This is a genomic window from Bosea sp. (in: a-proteobacteria), from assembly GCA_023910605.1.
GTDB lineage: Bacteria > Pseudomonadota > Alphaproteobacteria > Rhizobiales > Beijerinckiaceae > Allobosea.
In genome coordinates this window covers 1665293-1686161 of record JAAVVV010000001.1, presented here as the reverse complement: position 1 = coordinate 1686161, position 20869 = coordinate 1665293, and the positions used below count along the sequence as shown (strand labels likewise).

The 20869-nt window shown below is 67.4% G+C and carries 17 protein-coding genes and 1 pseudogene; 4 read left to right on the top strand and 14 right to left on the bottom strand.

The window, feature by feature from the left end:
- Window positions 1-4: 4 nt before the first annotated feature.
- The 3 genes and pseudogenes from xdhB to xdhA form a co-directional block, all read right to left on the bottom strand.
- Entirely contained in the window at window positions 5-2350 is a 2346-nt protein-coding gene (gene xdhB / locus HEQ16_08160) for a xanthine dehydrogenase molybdopterin binding subunit (GenBank protein MCO4054014.1), read from the bottom strand.
- A gap of 19 nt (window positions 2351-2369) precedes the next feature.
- Window positions 2370-2719, bottom strand: a pseudogene (locus HEQ16_08155) (GIY-YIG nuclease family protein).
- A 65-nt stretch (window positions 2720-2784) separates the two neighbouring features.
- Window positions 2785-4263 carry a xanthine dehydrogenase small subunit gene (xdhA, locus tag HEQ16_08150; protein MCO4054013.1) on the bottom strand — a complete coding sequence of 493 codons (1479 nt, stop codon included), beginning with the start codon at window positions 4261-4263 and terminating at the stop codon, window positions 2785-2787.
- A 197-nt stretch (window positions 4264-4460) separates the two neighbouring features.
- On the opposite strand from xdhA, the gene ade reads away from it, so the two are divergent.
- On the top strand, window positions 4461-6218 hold the full coding sequence (gene ade / locus HEQ16_08145; GenBank protein MCO4054012.1) for an adenine deaminase: 1758 nt from the start codon (window positions 4461-4463) through the stop codon (window positions 6216-6218).
- Between the two features lie 44 nt (window positions 6219-6262).
- On the opposite strand, the gene HEQ16_08140 is transcribed toward ade, so the two are convergent.
- The 7 genes from HEQ16_08140 to HEQ16_08110 form a co-directional block, all read right to left on the bottom strand.
- A complete protein-coding gene (locus tag HEQ16_08140; protein MCO4054011.1) occupies window positions 6263-7309 on the bottom strand; it encodes a DUF2336 domain-containing protein in 1047 nt (348 codons plus the stop codon).
- A 126-nt stretch (window positions 7310-7435) separates the two neighbouring features.
- The gene (locus HEQ16_08135) at window positions 7436-8407 is read right to left on the bottom strand and encodes an Ldh family oxidoreductase (GenBank protein MCO4054010.1); all 972 of its coding nucleotides are present in this window, start codon (window positions 8405-8407) and stop codon (window positions 7436-7438) included.
- A gap of 125 nt (window positions 8408-8532) precedes the next feature.
- Complete coding sequence (locus HEQ16_08130) at window positions 8533-9465, bottom strand: hydroxyacid dehydrogenase (protein MCO4054009.1); 933 nt, start codon at window positions 9463-9465, stop codon at window positions 8533-8535.
- A 9-nt stretch (window positions 9466-9474) separates the two neighbouring features.
- On the bottom strand, window positions 9475-10500 hold the full coding sequence (locus tag HEQ16_08125; protein MCO4054008.1) for a putative sulfate exporter family transporter: 1026 nt from the start codon (window positions 10498-10500) through the stop codon (window positions 9475-9477).
- Window positions 10501-10526: 26 nt separating this feature from the next.
- The gene (locus HEQ16_08120; GenBank protein ID MCO4054007.1) at window positions 10527-11084 is read right to left on the bottom strand and encodes a GNAT family N-acetyltransferase; all 558 of its coding nucleotides are present in this window, start codon (window positions 11082-11084) and stop codon (window positions 10527-10529) included.
- Between the two features lie 103 nt (window positions 11085-11187).
- Complete coding sequence (locus tag HEQ16_08115) at window positions 11188-12339, bottom strand: UxaA family hydrolase (protein MCO4054006.1); 1152 nt, start codon at window positions 12337-12339, stop codon at window positions 11188-11190.
- A 300-nt stretch (window positions 12340-12639) separates the two neighbouring features.
- The gene (locus HEQ16_08110) at window positions 12640-12927 is read right to left on the bottom strand and encodes a UxaA family hydrolase (GenBank protein MCO4054005.1); all 288 of its coding nucleotides are present in this window, start codon (window positions 12925-12927) and stop codon (window positions 12640-12642) included.
- Between the two features lie 107 nt (window positions 12928-13034).
- On the opposite strand from HEQ16_08110, the gene HEQ16_08105 reads away from it, so the two are divergent.
- Together HEQ16_08105 and HEQ16_08100 are read left to right on the top strand one after the other, a co-directional pair.
- Entirely contained in the window at window positions 13035-13805 is a 771-nt protein-coding gene (locus HEQ16_08105; protein ID MCO4054004.1) for a GntR family transcriptional regulator, read from the top strand.
- Between the two features lie 63 nt (window positions 13806-13868).
- Window positions 13869-14867, top strand: a complete 999-nt coding sequence (locus HEQ16_08100; protein ID MCO4054003.1) for a tripartite tricarboxylate transporter substrate binding protein BugD — start codon at window positions 13869-13871, stop codon at window positions 14865-14867.
- A gap of 39 nt (window positions 14868-14906) precedes the next feature.
- Here HEQ16_08100 and HEQ16_08095 read toward each other — a convergent pair whose 3' ends face one another.
- From HEQ16_08095 to HEQ16_08080, 4 genes are all read right to left on the bottom strand, one after another.
- The gene (locus HEQ16_08095) at window positions 14907-16124 is read right to left on the bottom strand and encodes a Gfo/Idh/MocA family oxidoreductase (GenBank protein MCO4054002.1); all 1218 of its coding nucleotides are present in this window, start codon (window positions 16122-16124) and stop codon (window positions 14907-14909) included.
- Window positions 16124-17521 carry a hypothetical protein gene (locus HEQ16_08090; protein ID MCO4054001.1) on the bottom strand — a complete coding sequence of 466 codons (1398 nt, stop codon included), beginning with the start codon at window positions 17519-17521 and terminating at the stop codon, window positions 16124-16126. The genes HEQ16_08095 and HEQ16_08090 overlap by 1 nt, the downstream gene beginning before the upstream one ends.
- Before the next feature lie 148 nt (window positions 17522-17669).
- Window positions 17670-18701, bottom strand: coding sequence for a tagatose 1,6-diphosphate aldolase (locus tag HEQ16_08085; GenBank protein MCO4054000.1), 1032 nt, complete (start codon window positions 18699-18701; stop codon window positions 17670-17672).
- The gene (locus tag HEQ16_08080; protein MCO4053999.1) at window positions 18698-19588 is read right to left on the bottom strand and encodes a sugar kinase; all 891 of its coding nucleotides are present in this window, start codon (window positions 19586-19588) and stop codon (window positions 18698-18700) included. The genes HEQ16_08085 and HEQ16_08080 overlap by 4 nt, the downstream gene beginning before the upstream one ends.
- A 186-nt stretch (window positions 19589-19774) precedes the next feature.
- Between HEQ16_08080 and ugpC the strand changes: the two genes are divergently transcribed.
- On the top strand, window positions 19775-20851 hold the full coding sequence (gene ugpC / locus HEQ16_08075; protein MCO4053998.1) for a sn-glycerol-3-phosphate ABC transporter ATP-binding protein UgpC: 1077 nt from the start codon (window positions 19775-19777) through the stop codon (window positions 20849-20851).
- The last annotated feature ends 18 nt before the right edge of the window (window positions 20852-20869 follow it).

Below are 20869 nucleotides of genomic sequence, written 5' to 3'. Positions count from 1 at the left end.
GGCTTCAACGCGCCCCTCCCATCGGCCGGCCCCTGACCGCTTCGCAGGCGCGCAATATGGCTTCGGGCGTGGCCGGCGCATCAAGCGGCACGCGCGCGGACGGGTTCAGCGCATGGACGGCATCGGCCAGCGCTGAAAACACGGCATTGGCCAGCATCACCGGAGGCTCGCCCACGGCCTTGCTCGCATGGACGACATCGGCGCGGTTGGCGTTGGGATAGAGCGCGACGCGAAAATCGGCCGGCACATCGCTGGCGACGGGGATCTTGTAGGTGGCGGGCGCGTGGGTCAGCAGCTTGCCCCTGGCATCGAACACCAGCTCCTCGGTGGTGAGCCAGCCCATGCCCTGCACGAAGCCGCCCTCGATCTGGCCGATGTCGATGGCCGGGTTCAGCGATTTTCCGACATCGTGCAGAATGTCGACGCGGCGCAGCCTGTTCTCGCCCGTCAGCGTGTCGATCTCGGCCTCGGCGCAGGCAGCGCCGAAGGCATAGTAAAGGAAGGGGTTGCCGTGCTTCTTCGCGCGATCCCAGGTGATGCCCGGCGTCGCATAGAAGCCCGCATGGGAGAGGTGGACACGGTCGAGATGCGCCTTCCTGGCGAGTTCGCCAAAACCCATCGACTCGTTGGCATGGAAGACGCGGTCATCACGGAAGGCGATCTCCGACGCCTCGCAGCCCCAGAGCGAGGCTGCATGGTCCGCCATCCGGCCCCTGATCGCCTCGGCGGCGTTCAGCGCCGCGCGGGCGTTGAGATCGGTGCCCGATGACGCAGCCGTGGGGCCGGTGTTCGGCACCTTCTCGGTGGTGGTGGCGGTGATGCGCACGCGGGCGATATCGACGCCAAAGCACTCGGCCACAACCTGGGCCACCTTCTGGTAGAGCCCCTGCCCCATCTCGGTGCCGCCATGGTTCAGCTGGATCGAGCCGTCCTGATAGACATGGACCAGCGCTCCCGCCTGGTTCAGCGCCTTCAGCGTGAAGGAGATGCCGAACTTCACCGGGGTGAGAGCAAGGCCTCGCTTGATGTGGCGGGATGCTTCGTTGAACGCCGCCACCTCGTTGCGCCGGGCGCGGTAATCGGCCCTCGCCTCCAGCTCACGGATCAGCGCGTGCATCGTGTCGAGTTCGGTCACGGTCTGCCCATAGGGCGTCACATCCTCGCCCGGCCGGTAAAGATTGGCATAGCGCACATCGAGCGGATCGCGCCCGAGGGCCCAGGCGATCTCGTCGATCATCCGCTCGGCCATCAGCATCCCCTGCGGGCCGCCGAAGCCGCGGAAGGCGGTGTTGCTCACCGTATTGGTGCGCAGCCGGCGCGTGTTGATGCGGGTGACCGGCAGCCAGTAGGACGAATCCGAATGGAACATGGCGCGGTCGACCACACCCTGGCTCAGATCCGCCGAATAGCCGCAACGTGCAAGATAATCGACATCATAGGCCTCGATGCGACCATCGCCATCGAAGCCGATGCGGTAATCGCAGCGGAAGTCATGGCGCTTGCCTGTGGTGGCGAAGTCATCATCCCGGTCGAGCCGGATCTTGCAGGGGCGCTTGAGCTTGTGCGCGGCCAGCGCCACGATGGCGGCCCATTGCGTGGCCTGGCTCTCCTTGCCGCCGAAGCCGCCGCCCATGCGCCGCACCTCGCAGATGACGAAGGCATCAGGCAGGCCCAGCACCTTGGCCACGACATGCTGCACCTCGGTGGGGTGCTGCGTGCTGGAATGGACGAGGACCTCGCCATCCTCCCTGGGGATGGCGAAAGCGGCCTGCCCTTCAAGATAGAAATGCTCCTGCCCGCCGATGCGGAAAACGCCCTCGACCCTGTGCTGCGCGTTCGCCAGCGCGCCCTCTATGTCGCCGCGCTCGAAGCTGTAATCGTCAAGCACCTTCTCCCCCGTCGGCCCGGCGTCGTCGACGGTGACCAGCGGCGTCTCGGGGTCGATCTCAATCCTGGCGAGACGGGCGGCCCGCCGGGCAGCGTCCCGCGTTGTGGCGGCCACGGCGAACAGCACCTGGCCATGGAACAGCACGCGGCGCTCGGCGAACATGGGATCACCCCCGATCGAGGGCGAGACGTCGTTGACGCCCGGCACATCCTCGGCGGTGAACACAGCGACGACGCCGGGATGTGCCAGCACGGGGGACAGATCCATGGCCTTGAGGTTGCCGCGCGCCACGGGCGAGAGCCCGCAGGCGAGATGCAGCGTGCCCTCCGGCTCGCGCAGATCGTCGACATAGGCCGCGGAGCCCTGCACATGCAGCGTGGCGCTGTCATGGGCAAGCGGCTGGTGCACATGGCGCAGCGGCTCGGGCGGCGCACCGGCAATGGTGCGGATGCTGGCATTCATGGGGTGAACCGCTCCGTCATCACGGGGCGGCGCGAGCGCGCCGGGCCTGTGATCCATGACCATAATCCCTGGTCCATTGCCGCGCCAGCTCCGGGAACAGATCCAGACAATCCGGGTCGTCCTTCTCGATCAGACTGATCTTCCACTGGCGCCGCCATTTCCTGATGTCCGTTTCGCGCGCGACCGCAGCGCGATGTCTTCGAAAACCCCGAACCAGACCAGACGCTTCACGACATAACTTGCCGTGAAGCCCCGGATCGGCGATTGCCGATGCAAGCTCGCCCGGCGAACGGCATCAAGGCTCACCCCGAGATAGAGCGTGCCGTGCCGGCCGCTGGCCATGAGATGGACATGACCGCCCCTCGCCATGGATCGTTGTCATGGTTTCCGGGCTCTGGCTGCGCCAGCCCCGGAATGAGGGAGTGCAGTGGCCTTCATCCTGCCGCCTCAAGCCTTTGCGCGATCAGCCGCATTCCGTCTTGGCCCGCGACCTCGCTCAACGCTTTCAGCAGGAGGTTGCGCGCCACGGTGGTGCGGTATGCGCTGGTGGCGCGCTGGTCGGTGAGCGGCTGGTAATCCTCCGTGATGGAAGCGAGCGCGGCTGCCCAGCCGGCTTCGTCCGAGACCGACACGTCCCTGAGCGCGGCCTCTGTCGCCGGGGCCCTTTTCGGTGTGCCGGCCATGCCGCCGAAGGCGATGCGCGCGCCGGCGATGCGGCCATCCGCGAGTGTCAGGCAGAAGGCGCCCATGACGGCCGAAATGTCCTCGTCGAAGCGTTTGGACACCTTGAACGCGCGAAATTGCTGCCCCTCGCCCAGTTTCGGCACGATGACGGCGCTGACATACTCCGCCTCGCGGCGGTCCTGCCTGCGATAGGCAATGAAGAAATCCTCGAGCGGCAGCGTGCGGACCTCGTCACCCCGCCGAAGCTCGACACTCGCGCCGAGCGCGATGAAGCAGGGGGCGAGATCGCCGATGGGCGAGCCATTGGCGATGTTGCCGCCCACAGTGCCCGACGCCCGCACCTGAGCGGAGCCGAAGCGGCGCATCACCTCGCCAAGGTCCGGGTCGATGGCGGCGAGCCTGGCGTGGGCATCCGCATGGCTGACGCCGGCACCGATCCGCAGTTCGCCATCCTGATCGGTGATGGCATCGAAGCCGTCGATCCGTCCGAGCCAGATGATCTTCGGCAGATCCATGAGCGCCTTGGTGATCCACAGCCCGACATCCGTGGCTCCGGCGAGCAGCGTCGCGTCAGGGTGCTGCGCGTAGAGCGCCGCCAGCGCGCCCTGTGTGCGCGGAATGGCGAAGAAGCCTTCATCCGCAGCGCCAGGGCCCACCATCACCGTGGCGGCGTCCGTCGCCAGCGCGGCCAGCATGGCTTCTGTGGCGGCGCGCGCGGCCACGAAGCGGTCTGCCGCCTCGGCCGCGCAGGCATCGAAGGCAGCGTCCACAATCGGACGATAGCCGGTGCAGCGGCACAGATTGCCCGCCAGCGCGTCGCAGATCGCCTCGCGCGTCACGGGGCGCGCGCCCTCATGATACAGCGCGAACAGGCTCATCACGATGCCGGGAGTGCAGAAGCCGCATTGCGAGCCATGATGCGTGACCATCGCCGCCTGCACCGGATGAAGCGCACCATCCCGGGCAAGGTCATCGATGGTTATGAGCTCGCAGCCATCGAGCTGGCCGAGCAGCAGGATGCAGGTGTTGACCGGCTCATAGACGAGGCGGCCCTGCTTCAGCCGGCCGATCACGGCCGTGCAGGCGCCGCAATCGCCCTCCGCGCAGCCCTCCTTGGCGCCGGTGAGGCGCATGTCCTCGCGCAGCCAATCCAGCACCGATCGGCGCGGCGAAAAGGCCCCCAGCGCGACCAGCCGGCCGCGATGCACGAAGCGGATGGCTTTTCGCAAGGATACGGGCATGCTGAAATCGTTCATGGACGGATCATGCCGCGATGCAGCGCGGAACGGAAGAGGGGCGAAGCCGTGTCGATGTGTAGCAAGCTGATCATTGACGGTCGCGATGGGGGGTCCGAACCGTTGCAAAGCCATCATGGCGAGCGCAGCGAAGCCCTGACCGGCGGCGGGCATGGGCCGAGGCGTTCAACATGATCTCGCCTGGCACCCTCGCTTCCCGCATCGCGGCCGGCACGGGCGATGCGCGCGCCGATCTCGTCATCACGAATGCGCGGCTCTTCTGCCTCGTTTCGGGCGCGCTGATCGACACCGACATCGCCATCATGGGCGACACCATCGTTGGCACGCATGGGCGCTATCAGGGCCACCGCAGCATCGACGCCGCGGGCCGCATTGCCGTGCCGGGCTTCATCGACACGCATTGCCATGTCGAATCGTCGCTCATCACGCCCTTTGAATTCGAACGCTGCGTGCTGCCGCACGGGGTCACCACGGCCATCTGCGATCCGCACGAGATCGCCAACGTGCTGGGCGCTGACGGCATCCGTTATTTCCTCGCCTGCGCCGAGCGGATGGTGATGGATCTGCGCGTGCAGCTCTCGTCCTGCGTGCCCGCCACGCATCTCGAGACGGCCGGCGCAGCGCTCTCGGCGGCCGACCTGGTGCCGTTCATGGATCATCCCAAGGTCATCGGGCTGGCCGAGTTCATGAATTTTCCGGGCGTGCTTCACCGTGATCCGGGCTGCCTCGACAAGCTGAGCGCCTTCTCGGAACGGCACGTCGACGGCCACGCGCCGCTGCTGCGCGGGCTGCGGCTCAACGGCTACCTCGCCGCCGGCATCCGCACGGACCACGAGACGACGAACGCCGACGAGGCGCGCGAGAAGCTCGCCAAGGGCATGCACATCCTGATCCGCGAGGGCTCCGTCTCGAAGGACCTGCACGCGCTGCTGGAGCTGATCGACAGGGACACCTCGCCGTTCCTCGCCTTCTGCACCGATGACCGCAACCCGCTCGACATCGCCGAGGAAGGCCATATCGACTACATGATCCGCACGGCCATCGCCCATGGCCGCGATCCGCTCGCGGTCTACCGCACGGCCACGCTCTCGGCGGCACGGGCCTTCGGGCTGAGCGACCGGGGCTTCATCGGGCCGGGCAAGCGCGCCGACATCGTGCTGCTCGACGATCTCGCCGACTGCCGCGTCTCGCTCACGCTGGCTGGCGGGAAGCTGGCGACAGACGAAGCCTTCGCGGCGCGAGGGCCGGTGGCCAGCGTCGGCAAGGGCAGCGTCAGGTCACGCAAGCTCGTCGCGCATGACTTCCATGTCGCGGCAGCCAGCGGAGAGACATCCGTCATCGGCGTCGTGCCAGGCAAGATCATCACGGAGCATCTGAAACGCTCGCTGCCAACCAGCAGCGTCGTCCCGGATGGCGCCGGAGGCGCCGGGGATCACAGCCGGAGCCTTGCCGCAATCGACCTGGCGCAGGACATCGTCAAGGTCAGCGTCATCGAGCGGCATGGCAGGACCAACGGCATCGCGACGGGCTTCGTGCACGGCTTCGGCATGAAGCGTGGCGCCATTGCCTCGTCGGTGGGCCATGACAGCCATAATCTGTGCGTGGTCGGCGTGGACGAGGCCTCGATGGCGGCGGCGGCGAACCGGCTTGTCGCACTCGGCGGCGGATTCTGCGTGGCGGATGAAGGCGCTGTGCTGGCCGAACTCGCCCTGCCCATAGCCGGCCTGATGAGCGATGGCAGCTTCGAGCAGGTGCATGACGCGCTGATCCCGCTGCGCGCCGCCGCCCAAGCCCTCGGCGTGGCGCTGGCCGAACCCTTCCTTCAGGTGGCGTTCCTGACCTTGCCGGTGATCCCGCACCTCAAGATCACCGACAAGGGGCTGGTGGACGTGGACCGCTTCGCGCTGGTGGAGGCCGGGCCGGGGTGACGCCGGCAAGGACGCCGCCATCGGCTGCGGCGAACCCGGCGTCTTCAGGTCGGCCTGGAGCCGTGTTCGGCCAGCAGCGAGGCAACCCGCCGCGCATCATCGACAGCCAGGCGCTGGAAATCGGCCTGCGAGCGCTCGAGGCGCGGGGTCACATGTCCTGCCGCATAGCGCTTCATCAGGAAGCGCAAGGTCGTGTCCCAGGTCAGCGGCACGGCCCGCGCGTAGGTGAGGAAGCCGCCATGGATGTCGAGAGAGAAGGCCTTGGCGACCGGCTGGACGTTGAAGCCAAGCTTATGGGCCAGCGCGCCAATCGCGGCGTCGATCTTGTCCTCGGCCAGCAATTCGCGCAGCAGCCGGTCGGTTTCCGGCACTTGAGGGCCAGAGCCTGCGCGCAGGGCGTCTGCCGGCTGAGGGGCGGGCCATTCGTCGCCCTCATGCGCCGCCGGCATGTGCGCCGATGGGATGAACCCAGCAGGCGTGGGCTGACCCTGCCAGAGGCCGGCTCCATCGCCAGCCTCCAGCCCATTGGCGAGGTCCTCGCGCTTCACGACCACATCATAAAGCCCGCCATCATCAAGCGCTGCCTCGGCGAGCTTCATGCGACCGCGCTCGGAGAACCGGGCGCCGGCATTGGCGGCCAGCGCCACCATGATCTCGCCGTTTGCGCGCGAAAGGATGACGTCTGTGACGCGGCTGGCCAGGCTGGCGCGCTCGCACATGGCGAGCAGATGGGCCGGGCTCTTCACCGTGGCGAGGGCCAGAAGGTGCTCGTCGAGCAACAGCGGCGACAGCCGGATCACCGGCCGGGCGACGAGAATGGAATCATCGAAGGCGAGGTGCCGGATCACCACGCCGGGCGCGCGCGGGTTAGGCGCGATGGCGTCCGAAAGATGCGCCTTGGCCTGCTCCGAGCAGACCGGGATGAGGGACACGAAGATCAAGCCGAAGGTGTCGACGCTGCCCTCATCGAGCAGATGCGACACGCCCTCGAACAGATCTGCGATCTTGACGAGGATGTCGTCGCGCCGCCCTTCGCCAGCCGCGGCGAGGCTAACCTTCAGTTCGCCCATGACTGCCGATGATTCGGTCATTGCGCCTTGCTCAGGGACCATCATCCGCCACGGCACGATAGCCGTTGCGGATCAAGCATGGCCGATTGTCAGCCGACGTCAAGTTGTGGTCAGAAACCCTGAACGAATTGCAAATACATGCGTATTTTAGTCAAATTCCGGCATTTTCATGCCGTCATTTTCGGATTTCATACGCAATAACGCGCGTCGTGAGCCGGGAAGGCGCGTGCCGGGCTGCCTCTCGATCGCTGCGGCGAGCGCAACCATCCGCGCGGCGAACCCGTCGCCGCCCATGGCGACGGGATCGATGGCGAGGATCAGCTGGCCGGTGCGGGACGGGCCGCCCTTGTCATCCATGAAGGACGAGGCCTCGAAGGCGAAGTTCGCGCCCACCAGCGCGGCGGCGAGGATCTCGACCATCATGGCGAGCGTGGCGCCCTTGGCGTCGCCGAGCGGCACCATGGTGCCCGCCAGCGCCTGGGCCGGATCGGTGGTGGGTTTGCCGCCGGCGTCGAGAGCCCATCCTTCGGGGATGCTCTCGCCCTTCTGCCTGGCCGCGATGATCGGCCCGCGCGCCACCTTGGACAGCGCCATGTCGATGACCACGGGCTCGCGGCCCTGAAGTGGCGCGGCGAAGGCGATGGGGTTGGTGCCGAAGACGGGGCGCGAGCCGCCCCAGGGCGCCATCGCGCCCGGCGTGTTGGCGAAGAGCAGGGCCACGAGGCCAGCATCGGCCAGCTTCTCGACATGCAGGCCGGCCGCGCCGCAATGGCTCGATCGGCTGATCGGGGCGATGGCGACGCCCTGCGCGCGGGCAACGGCCGGCAGCCGGTCGATGGCGAGATCGATGGCCGGATAGGCGAAGCCGTCCCTGGCATCGATGGCGAGCACGCCGGGCCGGGGCTGGGTCGCCACCGGCACGGCCTTGCCGTCGATCTTGCCGTTGCGGGCCATGGCGAGATAGCTCGGCACGCGCGAAAGGCCGTGACCCTTGAGGCCGTCAGCCTCGGCCATGACCAGCGCCGTCGCCACGGAGCGTGCATTGGCGGGGGACACGCCGGCCTGCGTGAAGAGGGCTGCGACATGGGCGATGGCGTCGGGGATCGAAAGCGTGGTCATGGCATCATCTCCAGTGTCATCCCGGCGACGCAGCGAGCATCGGGAAAGGGATCCGGTAAAGGGCGCGATGAGTCGGCAAGGGGTTCCCTTCCCGCGCCCCGGACAAGCCGGGGACAACAGCCCGGCTATCCGGCCAGCGCCCGCTTCACGTTCTCGACCGTAACCCAGCTGACGCGCACGTTGGATTCTTCCGTCACGCCGGCGATGTGGGGGGTAAGGATGAGGTTGGGGCAGCCTGCAAACAGCGCCGCCTGCTCGCCCTTCAGCGGCTCCACATCGAAAACATCGAGCGCCGCGCCCGCGATGACGCCGTCCTTCAGGGCAGAGACGAGCATGGGCTCGTCCACCACCCCGCCGCGCGCGGCGTTGATGAGGATGGCGCTGCGCTTCATCGAGGCAAGCGCGCCGGCGCCGATCATGCCGCGGGTGCGCTCGGTCAGCGGCACGTGCAGCGAGACGACATCGGCCTCGCGCAGCAGAGCGGGCAGCTCGGCCGGCGTGGCGCCGAGCCGGGCCCAGGCCGGATCATCCGCCCTCAGGAAAGGGTCATGCGCGACGACCTTCATGCCCAGCGCCCGCGCCCGCATCGCCGTCTCGCGGGCGATAGCGCCGAAGCCGACGAGGCCGAGCGTCTTGCCCGAGATCTCGCAGCCCATCAGGTCGTTGCGCGGCCACCCGCCATTCGCGACGCGGTCGGTGGCGAACCAGGCGCGGCGCAGCAGCACCAGCGCGGCGGTGATGACGTATTCCGCCACCGAAACGTCATTGGCGCCGGTTGCGGGATGGACCGCGATGGACCGGGCGGCGCAGGCCACCATGTCGATGTTGTCGAGCCCGACGCCGAGGCGGCCGACCACCTTCAGCTTCGGGGCTCCAGCCAGCAGCGGCTCGCGCACCTGGGTGCGGTTGCGCACGATGATGGCGCGCGCGTCCCCCAGAAGGCTCGCCAGTTCCTCGGGCTTGTCGACGAGCTTGGGGTCATAGACCACGTCATGCCCCTTGAGGCCTTCGGCGATCGCGGCCTCGTCCATGAATTCGGTGATGACGATGTCGGGCATGTCTGTCCCTCAGGCGAGAAGGCGAAGGCCCGCCAGGATGACGAGCAGGATGACCAGCGTGGCGCCCATGAACACGGCCATGTGGCGCCAGCCGATGGTGAGGATGGATTTGAGCGAGGTGCCGAGCCCGAGCGCGGCGATGGCGACCAGAAGGCCCCATTTGGAAGCCTCGCCAAGCACGGATTTGATGACGGGATACCCCACCGGAGCAGAGAGCGCAGGGCTCGCCATCATCACGCTGTTGAGCAGGCACAGGCCCAGGAAGACGAGCGCGAAGACGGGCACCGGCACCTTGGCCTCGCCGGTGGCCTCGCCTTGCCGTACGAAATACCAGCCGATGGCGAGCACCATCGGCAGCAGCAGGAAAACGCGGAAGAGCTTGACGATGACGGCTGTGTTGCCGACGCTCTCCGACACGGCATAGCCCGCGCCGACCACCTGCGCCATGTCATGGATTGTGGCGCCGAGCATGATGCCCGTGGTGCGCGCATCATGGCCCAGCCAGATGCAAAGCGGCGGATAGGCCAGCATCACGATGGTGGAGATCGCGTTCGCCATCACCACCGTGAAGGCGATGTCCGCGCTCTTGCGCTTGTAGTCGGGCACCACTGTCGCCGCCGCCAGCGTCGCGGATGCGCCGCAGACCGCATTGGCCGCACCCGCGAGCGCGCCGAAACCCACATCGCGGTCCAGCACCCTGGCGAGCCAGATGGCGGCCACGACCGTGAGGATCATCGAGGCCACGACCAGCATGGCCACACCGAGGCCGAGGCCAATGATGTCCCCCAGCGCGATGCGCAGGCCCAGCAGACCGATGGCCCAGCGCAGCAGCTTTTTCACACAGAAGGTCATGCCCGGCTCGAAGCGAGGCGTCATCACGGTGGAATGCAGCGCAATGCCGATGATCAGGGCGATCACCATGTCCGGTAGCGCGAGGCGACCGCCGGTCAGCGATTTGAGCAGCGGCGCGGCGAGATAGGACGCAATCGCCACCGCCAGCGACAGCAGCATGCCTGGGGCGAGCTTCCGGACCATGGCGGCGGATGGCAGGCTCAAGGTCGTCATGGCGCCAGATCGATCGTGTAACGCAGCTGCGGCCTGTCGCCGTAGTGCGGGTTGACGAACTCCTCTACGAAACGGCCGCCATGCCCTTCAATGATGCGACGGGAAGCTTCGTTGTCGGGATGGGTGGTGATCTCGACCTTCCCAAGCCCCACGGACCGCGCCTCGCAGAGGATCAGGCCGAGCGCAGCGGTCGCATGACCCATACGGCGTTTCCAGGGCACGACCGTATAGCCGACATGGCCTGCTACGTAGGGCGGCAGCGCGTCCGTGCCCTTCTGCCAGCGCAGGTTGACCGCCCCACAAAAATCGCCGTCCCACATCCAGCGCATCTTCATCGGCAGGCGCGGCCGGCTCGATCCGTCAGGCAGGGTGATGACGCCGCCCTCGACCCGGTTCTGGTCGAGGATGAACGCCTCGGCGTCCCTGCTGATCGCATCAAGATGCTCGCGGGACACGTCGCGCGCGGCGAAGGGCGACCAGCCTGTCCTGAGCGCCGCCGTGTAAGCATCCAGATGAGTGCGAGACGGCGCAACGAGTTGAAGCTGCGGTGTCATCACGCCAAACTGTCATTGCGAGCGCAGCGAAGCAATCCAGAACGGCGCTTGCCGCAGCTGGATTGCTTCGTCGCTTCGCTCCTCGCAATGACGATCATGGGCATCACGCGCTGCGATAGAGCTTGGTCATCGAGAATTCGCGATGACCAAGCGCCTCGGCTGCGGTGAGGCGGCCGTTCGAGGTGCGCACGATGTTGGCGATCAGGGCGTCGCCGGCTTCGGGGATGGTCATGTCGCGGCGCAGGATGCCTGACACATCCACGTCGATGTGCTCGGGCATGGTGCGCATGGTCTGCGGATTGCCGGTGATCTTGATCACGGGGACGATCGGGTTGCCGATGACGTTGCCCTGGCCGGTCGGGAAGGTGTGGACGACATAGCCGCCCGCCGCCATCAGGGTCACACATTCGGCAGCGGCCGAAGAGGTGTCCATGAAGTAAAGGCCGGGGCCCTTCTGCGGCGTCTCGGCTGGCTGGAGAATGTCGATGAACTTCGACTCGCGGCCGATCTTCTCGAGGTTGCCCAGCGCCTTTTCCTCAATGGTCGAGAGCCCACCCTTGATGTTGCCCTTGGTGGGCTGGCTGTCCGACAGGTCGGAGGTCTTGAACTGCTCGATCACGTCGGTCTGGTAGGCCTGCCACATCTTGTACCAGCGCTCTCCGACCTCCGGCGTGGCCGCACGCGCCTTGCACAGGTGCTCGGCGCCGGTGATCTCGGAGGTTTCGCCGAAGACGCCGTGGATGCCCTTGGGGAGCAACTTGTCATACATGTTGCCGACGGTGGGGCAGGACGACAGGCCCGTGGTGGTGTCGCTCTCGCCGCACTTGGTGGAGACCCAGAGATCGCCGATGTCGCACTTCTCGCGGGTGAGTTCGGAGGCCCACTGCACGAATTCCTTGGCGACATAGCTGGCCTTGGCAATGGTGCCGATGTCGCCCACGCCCTCGATGCCGAAGCCCACGACCGGCTTGCCGGTCCTGGCGATGCCGTCGACCACGATCTTGGTCCAGCCATCCTCGATGCCGATCACGACCACGGCGGCCACGTTCGGGTTCGAGCCCGCGCCGATCAGGGTGCGGAAGTGGATATCGAGATCCTCGCCGAACTGGAGCCGGCCATAGGCGTGGGGGATGGCGAGCGTGCCCTTGATGTTGTTGGCCACGGCCTCGCAGGCGCTGTTGGACAAATCATCGAGGGGCAGGATCAGCACATGGTTGCGCACGCCGACGCGGCCGTTCTCGCGGCGCCAGCCCATGAAGTTGTCATGCCTGGCCGAGGAGCGCTTCTTCAGCACCGGAGACTTGAAGCCCGGCACGTCGATCTTGCGGCCCTTGATGTTGGCCAGGCGGTTCTTGTTGAGTTCGAAATTGGCGACAATGGTCATGATGTCATCTTTCTCGTCAGGGAGCCGATGCCGCGTCATTCCGGGGCGACGCCTCGGCGTCGGGCCCGGAACCCATGAACACCGGTTGCTTGGGGCGGAACATAGGCTGAATGCAGGTGGTCCTCGGTTCCGGTCTCCGCCGCGCGGCCCCGGAATGATGGCGTGCCGCGCTCACCAGCGCTTGGTCTTGAGGTTGTGCACGTGCACGTAGTCCCCGACCTTGGCGGGGCCGACCATCTTGCCGATGTCCTGGCCATACTTGATGGCGGTGTCGCCGGCCTTGAGGTCCTTCAGCGCGACCTTGTGGCCGATCGGCACATCGGAATTCGCCGTCAGTTCGAAGGATGAATTGTCGTGGGTGACGACGCACAGCATCCTGACGCCGGCCTTCAGGCCTTCCACCACCACCACGCCGACATTGTCCTCACGCTCGTGCACGAGCAGATGCGGAGCAGACATTCATTCCTCCCGGTTTCATGTTTCATCCAGCGACCGCCCCGGTCCGCCGCGAACAATCCTTCGCGGCCCCCTCGACGGCTCCGATGTTTTGGTCTTATATAAGACATATGACTTCTGACAAGCCTGAAATCGACGATCATGGTTCGGGAGCGAGCGCAGCGGCGCCGGTCCCTGTCGGATTCCGGCCGCTCTACCGGCAGGTCAAGGACGCCTTCGTGAAGCGGATGGTGGACGGGGTCTGGCCCGCCGGCTTCCTGCTGCCAAGCGAGGGGCAGCTCGCCGCCGAGATCGGCGTCAGCCAGGGCACGGTGCGCAAGGCGCTGGACGAACTCGCTGGCGAGAACCTGCTGGTGCGCCAGCAGGGACGCGGCACCTTCGTGGCGCAGCACGACGAAAAGCGCATTCTCTTCCAGTTTTTCAAGCTGGTTCCGGATGACGGCATCGCGCGATTCCCCGAAAGCGTCGTGCTCGAGGCTGCGGTGCATACAGCCACCGCCACCGAGCGCGAGCAGCTCGGGCTCGAGGCGGGCGCCAAGGTGGCTCGCGTGCGCCGGATGCGCGCCATCGACAATGTGCCGATGATCATCGAGACGCTGTCCCTGCCCGATGCGATGTTCCCCCGCATCACGGACGATGCCGTGCCGAACAGCCTTTATGCGTTCTATGCAGAGCGATACGGCGTGACCATCGCCCATGCCCGCGAGAAGCTGAAGGCGGTGGCGCTGACCTCGCGCGACGCCGAGGCGCTGGGCAAGCCGCCGGGCCATCCCGCGCTCATGGTGCAGCGCCTGGCGCTGTCGCTCGATGCGCGACCCGTCGAATGGCGGGTGAGCCTGTGCCTCACCGATGATGCGCACTATCTTTCGTTCATGCGCTGACAAGCCATTCGCCGGGGTCTGATGATCCCGGCGTCCAGCAAAACGAACCTTGGGAGGGTACACATGTCACGAACCACCACATCCATCACGCTGACGGCTGCCGCTGCGGCCGGGCTTTGCCTGCTGGCCGCCGCGCCCGCCGCAGCGCAGGGCTTCCCCAACAAGCAGATCACGCTGATCGTGCCGTTCGCCGCCGGCGGGCCATCCGACGTGATCGGCCGGCTCGTCGCCGAGCACATGGGCCGCACGCTCGGCCAGCAGGTCATCGTCGAGAACGTGGCCGGCGCGGGCGGCACGGCCGGGGCCTCGCGCCTCGCCACTGCGGCGCCCGATGGCTACACCATCCTCATCCATCATCTGGCGCTGAAGGCGGCGCCCGCGCTCTACAACAACCTGCGCTACGACACCGCCACCGCCTTCGAGCCGCTGGGCATGATCAACACCGGCCCGATGGTCATCACCGGCAAAATGGCGCTGCCGCCGCAGAATGCGCGCGACTTCTTCGCCTATGCCAGGTCGCAGGGCGACAAGCTGACCATGGCCCATGCCGGCGTCGGCTCCAACTCGCACCTGTGCATCATCCTGATGAGCCAGGCCGTCGGGGCCAAGCCGACGCAGGTCGCCTATCGCGGCACGGGCCCGGCCATGAACGACCTCGTCGGCGGACAGGTGGATGCGCTGTGCGACCAGTCCACCACGGCCGTGCCGCAGGTCCAGGGCGGCAAGATCCGCGCCTATGCAGTGACCTCGGCCGAGCGGCTGGACGTCATCAAGGATGTGCCCACCTCCCGCGAGGCGGGCACACCGGTGGAGATGACCATCTGGCATGGCCTCTACGCGCCCAAAGGCACGCCGGCCGAGGCGATCGCCCGGCTCAGCACGGCGCTTCAGGCCGCGATGAAGGACCCGGCCGTGAACGAGCGTTTCGCCTCTTTCGGCACCACCTCCTTTCCCGAGTCCCAGCGGACGCCGGCAGCCCACAAGGCGGCCTTCGAGGGCGAGGTGGCGAAATGGGCCAAGGCGCTGCGCGAAGCGGGCGTCGCAGCCGGCGCGGTGAACTGACGTCAGGGTCGCCTGGCCGGGATCATCCCGGTCAGGCGCTCAATGCCCGGCCAGGCCAGATCCTTCCGGGCCAGATCCTTCCGGGCCAAAGCCTTCCGGCCCAAAGCGTTCCGGGCCAAAGCGTTCCGGGCCAAAGCGTTCCGCACCAAGGCCGCCACCGCCGCGCCAGAGAGCGACGGGCACGCTCTCGCGGATGGATCGCTCGGCGGCAAGGCCGATGCGAACCGCCATGAGCCCGTCAGCCATGGTGACCTCCACGGCGCCGCCCTGCCGCACCACGCGATTGAAGCCCATGTGCTGGTAGTAGGTTGAGCCGTGATGGTCGCCGGCCATCAGAATGGCCTCGTCAACATGCACCTGCCGGCGCACAGGGTTCTTGGGCTCGCGCGGCGACACCAGGATCTCGCTCGCCCGCTCGCCGCCGCCCGGCCAGAAGCGCGCCGGGCCCGGCACGAAGGCTTCGACCTTGCCAGCCGAGCCGGTCGCCGCAAGCTCTTCTTGCCAGTAGCTGCCCTCGGCAAACATGCACAAGTCGAGCATCGCCCTGATCCCTGAGCGGAAATCGACGATCACGAAGGCATTGTCGAGGATGTCGGGCACGCGCCCGCCATAGCTCTCGTCGCGATGGTTCACGTCGGCTGCGCCCGAGGCATAGACCCGCACCGGCTCGTCAGCCGCGACCAACCGCATCAGGTCGAAGAAATGGCAGCATTTCTCGACCAGCGTGCCCCCGGTGCGCTCGGTGAAGCGGTTCCAGTCGCCCACCTTCTTGAGGAAGGGAAAGCGGTGCTCGCGGATCGCGAACATCCTGAGCCGGCCCACCGTGCCGGCGCGGACCTCGCGCAGCAGCTCGGCCACGGGCGGCATGTAGCGGTATTCCATCGCCACCCAGATCGGCGCGCCATAGGCGGCGGCGGCCCGCTCCAGTCCATCGCAGTCGGCCAGCGTCGTGCAGACAGGCTTTTCCACCAGGATCGGCAGGGCCTTCGGCGCTGCGAAGATGTCCCCGAGGATGGCCATGTGCGTGTCGTTGGGGCTGGCGATGACCAGCGCGTCGACGAGGCCTGACTCAAGCAGATCGCGGTGATCGGCGAAGGGCTTCGCGCCGCCGGCCGCCGCAGCCGACATGGCGCGCTGGTCAGCGTCGGGATCGGAGACGGCAGTCACGACCGCGCCGGGCACCAGCGCCAGGTTGCGGATATGCTCGCGCCCCATCATGCCGGCGCCGACCAGACCATAGCGAACAATGTCCGTCATCACGCCAGCTCCACCACGGGCAGGCCCATTTCCTCGCCCAACGCCCTGAGCGTGCCCCGATGCTCGCCATAGACGATCGCGACATGGTGCTCGAGGCCGAACTCCATCATGGCCTCCATCACATCATCCGCGGCGCGGTCGAAGCGCACGACGCCGGAGGTTCCGGTGAAGCTCATCGGCGCGCGCAGCATCTCCCCGCCCGCGAGGATCATGCTGGTGCGCCCCTTCGCCTGGCTGATGCGGCAGATGGTGACGCGGCCGGGCTTGAGGGTGAACTCCTGCAAGAGCGGCATCTTGCGGTTGGTGTGTATCTGGGCGCGGGGCCTCACCTCGGGATCGGCCATGGAGAGCGGCGCGGAGCCGCAATGCCAGAACACGGCCGTGTCGTCCTTGCCGTCAAAGTCCACGACATCGACCAGCCAGGCCGGGGCGCCCGACACTTCCTGAAGGATCATGCCGGTCAGCGCGCCGTAGACATCGGCCTCGCAGGCGCAAGGCGTCTTGCCCTCGGTGAGCAGGCCCATGGGGCCGCAGGCGGCGCAGCCATGATCGGTGAACAGCTCGGGCCAGCAGCGCACCGCCATGGCCGAACAGCCCTTCGCATCCCGCAATGCGCCGAGCGCGTGGTAGACGCCGAGGCTGCGCTCGAGCTGGGGCTGATCCACGGCGTCGAGCCCGTCGAGCCGGGCCGCGACCATGGCGCGCGTGGCCGCGATGGCGTCGGCCGGCACGGCGCGCGCCGTCTCGAACAGTTCGGGCAACGCAATGCGCCGGACATCGACGCCGGCCAGCGCCGCAAGGCGCGCCGGATCATAGGCGCAGGTGTCGAAGCCTGCGGGATGCTCGCCGACAAGGCCGATCGACTGGCCCGAAAGGGCCTTCATCACGCGCCTGGCCTGCTCGCGCTCCACCAGCGAGGGCGCAGGCCCGGCCGTGAAGGCCACATCGCGCTCCTCGCCGACCACCAGTCCGCCAATCGCGTCACCGATCATGGGCGCGTCGGGCGCGCTGTAGAGCCAGCGCAGCGGCACGCCGGCAAGGCCGAGCGCATGGGCCGCGAGGTTGAGGCCGCAGAAGGCGTTGAGCCGGAGCCGCCCGCCCGCGCGCGGCTCCGGCATCGCCCAGATGGCGAGCGGCGCAAGCTGCTCCCTGGCGATGCGCACCGTCATGGAGGCATCGGTGAAGGTGACCTGCAGGATCAGCAGAAGGTCGATCTTCTGCATCCTGAGCTCCGCAAGGGCGGCTTCCGTCGCCGCCGCGTCGAAGAGCAGGGCGCGGGAGCCGATGATCATGTGGCCGGTGGCCTCCAGCGCCTTGAAGCAGGCTGCGGCCATCTCCTCGGCATAGGGCACATCGAAGGTGGGCCGGGCCAGGGGCAGGATGCCGATCACGGGCATGGGTTGAACCTCTTCTCGCGCCTTGATGTCATCCCCGGCCGGAGCGCTGCGGAGGGGATGGGGATGCATTTGCCTGCGGCCGGCGGCCCCACCTTGTCGGCCCTGCTGGCCGGCGGGGATGACACCGGCATTTTTCGGCGTCCGGACATCAGCCTGCCTTGTAGTGCAGCCGGAAGCTGTCATCGGCATGTTCGACGGCAGCCTTGCCGCCATAGAGCGGGTGATCGAACCAGGCGGTGCCCTTCCGGTCGGTCAACGCATTCAGTTCGGCCATGTAGGGGACGGAACGGCTGCGCAGGCCATCGCGGATCGCGTCCCAGTCGGGGAAAGCCCTGAACGGCTCCGCCCAGATGGCGCGGCCCGCGAGATAGCCCGAGGCGCCGGCGGCGTAGGCGTGCTCCATGACGATCCTGAACTCGGCCATGGAGGCGCCGGCCGAGAGCATCACCCAGGGGCGGCCGCTGAGCGCGCCCATCTCGTTGAAGAGCGCCTGCGTGGCGGCGCGGTCGGCAGCATCGATGCCCTTGGCCGGCACCGGACTCTCGAGCTTGAAGACATCGATGCCGTAATCGGGCCTGGCGAATTCGCGGACGCTGTCGAGCACGTGCCCAGCGTGCTTGCCCTGCATCTCGACATAATCTGTGGTCTGGTGCTCGTCCTTCGCCAGCGGATAGACCAGCAATTCGAACAGGAAGGGAATGTCGCAGCGGGCGCAGGCCTCGCCGATGGCCTTGGTGAAATCCTGCTGGGCGCGGTTGACGGCCACATCGGCATCGGGGCGATACCAGGCCAGGACCTTCACGGCGTCGGCGCCTGTGCGCTTGATCTTCTCGACGGACCAGTGGTCGATCTGGGACGACAGCCGCCCGCCCGGCGTCTCGCGGAAGATCGAATCCTCCAGCGTCACGATCAGGCCCTTGGCGGGCGAGAGCAGGGAGAGCCCCCTCGGCAGGGCGAAATGCGGATCGAGCAGCATGGCCGAGGCATGGGCCTGCAATTCCTCGACGAGCATGAGCTTGAAGCCGGCCACATCATCATAGGGCGCCTCGGCGGCGCCGCGCGCGGCCTTGATCGGGTTCTTGATCGGCGGGCGCTGGTCCACCGCCACCATCTTGAACAGGCCAGCCGCGTCGGCCATCCGGCGCAGGCCCCAGAGCTTGCCGGGCGAGAGCGTTGTCATGAGCGTTCCTTCAGGAAGAGTTCGACTTCGGCGCGTGCCGGCGCGCCTTTCCGCCCGCCGAAGCGGGTGCACTTGATGGCTGCGGCCGCATTGGCGAAGCGGACGGCCTGCATTTCCGGCCGGCCTTCCGCCAGCGCCAGCGCGAAAGCGCCGTGCCAGACATCGCCGGCCGCGAGCGTGTCCACGGCCTGTATGGGAAAGGCCTCGACATGGGTGATGCTCCCGCCCTCGCGGACCCAGACGCCGCGCTCGCCAGCAGTGACGGCCAGCCAGCGCGCGTCGGCCTTGACGCCGAGGAGCGCACGGGCAGGATCATCAAGCCCGGTGAGTTCCTTCAGCCCCACCTCGCTGAAGGCGATGTGGCTGGCGGCATCGAGAAGCGCGGGGTCCATCGGCTTGCGGTCGCCATCGAGAAGGGCGGGCACGCCAGCGCTCCTCGCCAGGCGGAACAGGTGCAGCGCGCCCTCCTCCCAGCGGGTGTCGCCCAGCAAGCAGCCGACCCCTGCGGGCAGGGCGGCGGGCAACCATTCGGGCATAGCCGGCAGGGCGGCGTCGGAATAGGATACGATCATGCGCTCGCCGCCGCGATCGACCATCACGGCGCTTACGGGCGAGCGTCCCCCCGCCAACGGGCGGCACAGGTCCAGATCGACATGCTCATCGGCAAGGCCGGCCCGGATCGCATCGCCAGCGATGTCGTCGCCAAGGCGGGTCACAAGCGAGGCTCGCCCGTCCAGCCGGGCCACGGCCACGGCTGCATTGGCCGCGATGCCGCCGCCAAGCACCTCAAGCGCGGCGGCGCGATACTTCCGGCCCTCGGTCGGCAGGCTTTCGACGCCATAAATGTAATCAAGCGTCGCAATTCCGACGCACAGGACGCTCGCCATGCCTGAACCTGATGGATCTCCGAGGGTGGACCGAAGGCCCGGTTTAGACCCGGACCACGAAAACCTCAAGGGTCTTGTGTCTTATATAAGACTTGGGCATAAAGGGAACTCTGGCGTTTCGGACGTCAGCAAGGCACGATCAGGCGAAGGCGCCCGTCAGAGGCAGTCATTCCAGGGGAGAGACGCGTGGCAGCGGTGACCATCCGCAAGGTCCGCAAGGTTTTCGGCAAGGCCGAGGTGATCCACGGCATTGACCTGAGCTTCGGCGATGGCGAGTTCGTGGTGCTGGTCGGCCCGTCCGGCTGCGGAAAATCGACCCTGTTGCGCATGATCGCGGGCCTCGAGTCCGTGACCGGCGGAGAGATCGACATCGGCGGCACGGTGGTGAACGACCTGGCCCCGCGCGAGCGCGACATCGCCATGGTGTTCCAGGATTATGCGCTCTATCCGCACAAGAGCGTCTACGACAACATGGCCTTCGGGCTGAAGATGCGGGGCGCAGCGCCCCAGGAGATCGCCGAGCGCGTCAAGGAAGCGTCGGAGGTGTTGCAGATCGGCCACCTGCTCGACCGCAGGCCGGGGCAGCTCTCGGGCGGGCAGCGCCAGCGCGTGGCCATGGGCCGCGCCATCGTGCGCCGCCCGCGCGTTTTCCTTTTCGACGAGCCGTTGTCGAATCTCGACGCCCAGCTGCGTGCCGAGGTGCGCATCGAGATCAAGAAGCTGCACCAGCGCTTCGGCACTTCGATCGTCTACGTCACGCATGACCAGGTCGAGGCGATGACGCTGGCGGACCGCATCGCAGTGCTGCGCGCGGGCCATCTCGAACAGTTCGCGACGCCGGACGACATCTACAACAAGCCGGCCTCCAGGTTCGTCGCGGGCTTCATGGGCTCCCCGCCGATGAGCTTCGCAAGGCTCACCGCGAGCGCTGACGCCCGGATGCTGGCCATGCCGTCGGGGCTCGCCTTGCCGGCGCGCGCGGGGCTGAGGCCAGGCGCGCGCTATGATGCGGGCTTCAGGCCCGAGCATGTGAAGCTGGGGCCCGACGCCCTGCCCGGCGGCGTCAACGCCAAGGCGCGGGTCGAGATCCTGGAGCCTCTGGGCGCGGAGACGCTGGCGCTGCTCAGCATCGGCGGCGCCACGCTCACGGGCCGCTTTCCGCCGCAGTCCGGCGTCAAACCCGGCGACGAGGTCACCGTCTCGCTGGGCGCCAGCGACATGCATCTGTTCGACACTGAAACCGGCGGGGCGCTCGCCGCCTGAAGCCACAACCTGTCCAAG

Excerpts from the sequence above, each read along its gene's own strand:
- HEQ16_08090 (MCO4054001.1), bottom strand. The coding sequence starts at position 17,521 with ATGCCCGTGATCGGCATCCTGCCCCTGGCCCGGCCCACCTTCGATGTG.
- HEQ16_08095 (MCO4054002.1), bottom strand. The coding sequence starts at position 16,124 with ATGACGGACATTGTTCGCTATGGTCTGGTCGGCGCCGGCATGATGGGG.
- xdhB (MCO4054014.1), bottom strand. The coding sequence starts at position 2,350 with ATGAATGCCAGCATCCGCACCATTGCCGGTGCGCCGCCCGAGCCGCTG.
- HEQ16_08135 (MCO4054010.1), bottom strand. The coding sequence starts at position 8,407 with ATGACCACGCTTTCGATCCCCGACGCCATCGCCCATGTCGCAGCCCTC.
- HEQ16_08140 (MCO4054011.1), bottom strand. The coding sequence starts at position 7,309 with ATGACCGAATCATCGGCAGTCATGGGCGAACTGAAGGTTAGCCTCGCC.
- HEQ16_08110 (MCO4054005.1), bottom strand. The coding sequence starts at position 12,927 with ATGTCTGCTCCGCATCTGCTCGTGCACGAGCGTGAGGACAATGTCGGC.
- HEQ16_08105 (MCO4054004.1), top strand. The coding sequence starts at position 13,035 with ATGACTTCTGACAAGCCTGAAATCGACGATCATGGTTCGGGAGCGAGC.
- ade (MCO4054012.1), top strand. The coding sequence starts at position 4,461 with ATGATCTCGCCTGGCACCCTCGCTTCCCGCATCGCGGCCGGCACGGGC.
- HEQ16_08085 (MCO4054000.1), bottom strand. The coding sequence starts at position 18,701 with ATGACAACGCTCTCGCCCGGCAAGCTCTGGGGCCTGCGCCGGATGGCC.
- HEQ16_08080 (MCO4053999.1), bottom strand. The coding sequence starts at position 19,588 with ATGGCGAGCGTCCTGTGCGTCGGAATTGCGACGCTTGATTACATTTAT.
- HEQ16_08100 (MCO4054003.1), top strand. The coding sequence starts at position 13,869 with ATGTCACGAACCACCACATCCATCACGCTGACGGCTGCCGCTGCGGCC.
- HEQ16_08130 (MCO4054009.1), bottom strand. The coding sequence starts at position 9,465 with ATGCCCGACATCGTCATCACCGAATTCATGGACGAGGCCGCGATCGCC.
- HEQ16_08115 (MCO4054006.1), bottom strand. The coding sequence starts at position 12,339 with ATGGGCTGGCGCCGCGAGAACGGCCGCGTCGGCGTGCGCAACCATGTG.
- HEQ16_08120 (MCO4054007.1), bottom strand. The coding sequence starts at position 11,084 with ATGACACCGCAGCTTCAACTCGTTGCGCCGTCTCGCACTCATCTGGAT.
- HEQ16_08125 (MCO4054008.1), bottom strand. The coding sequence starts at position 10,500 with ATGGTCCGGAAGCTCGCCCCAGGCATGCTGCTGTCGCTGGCGGTGGCG.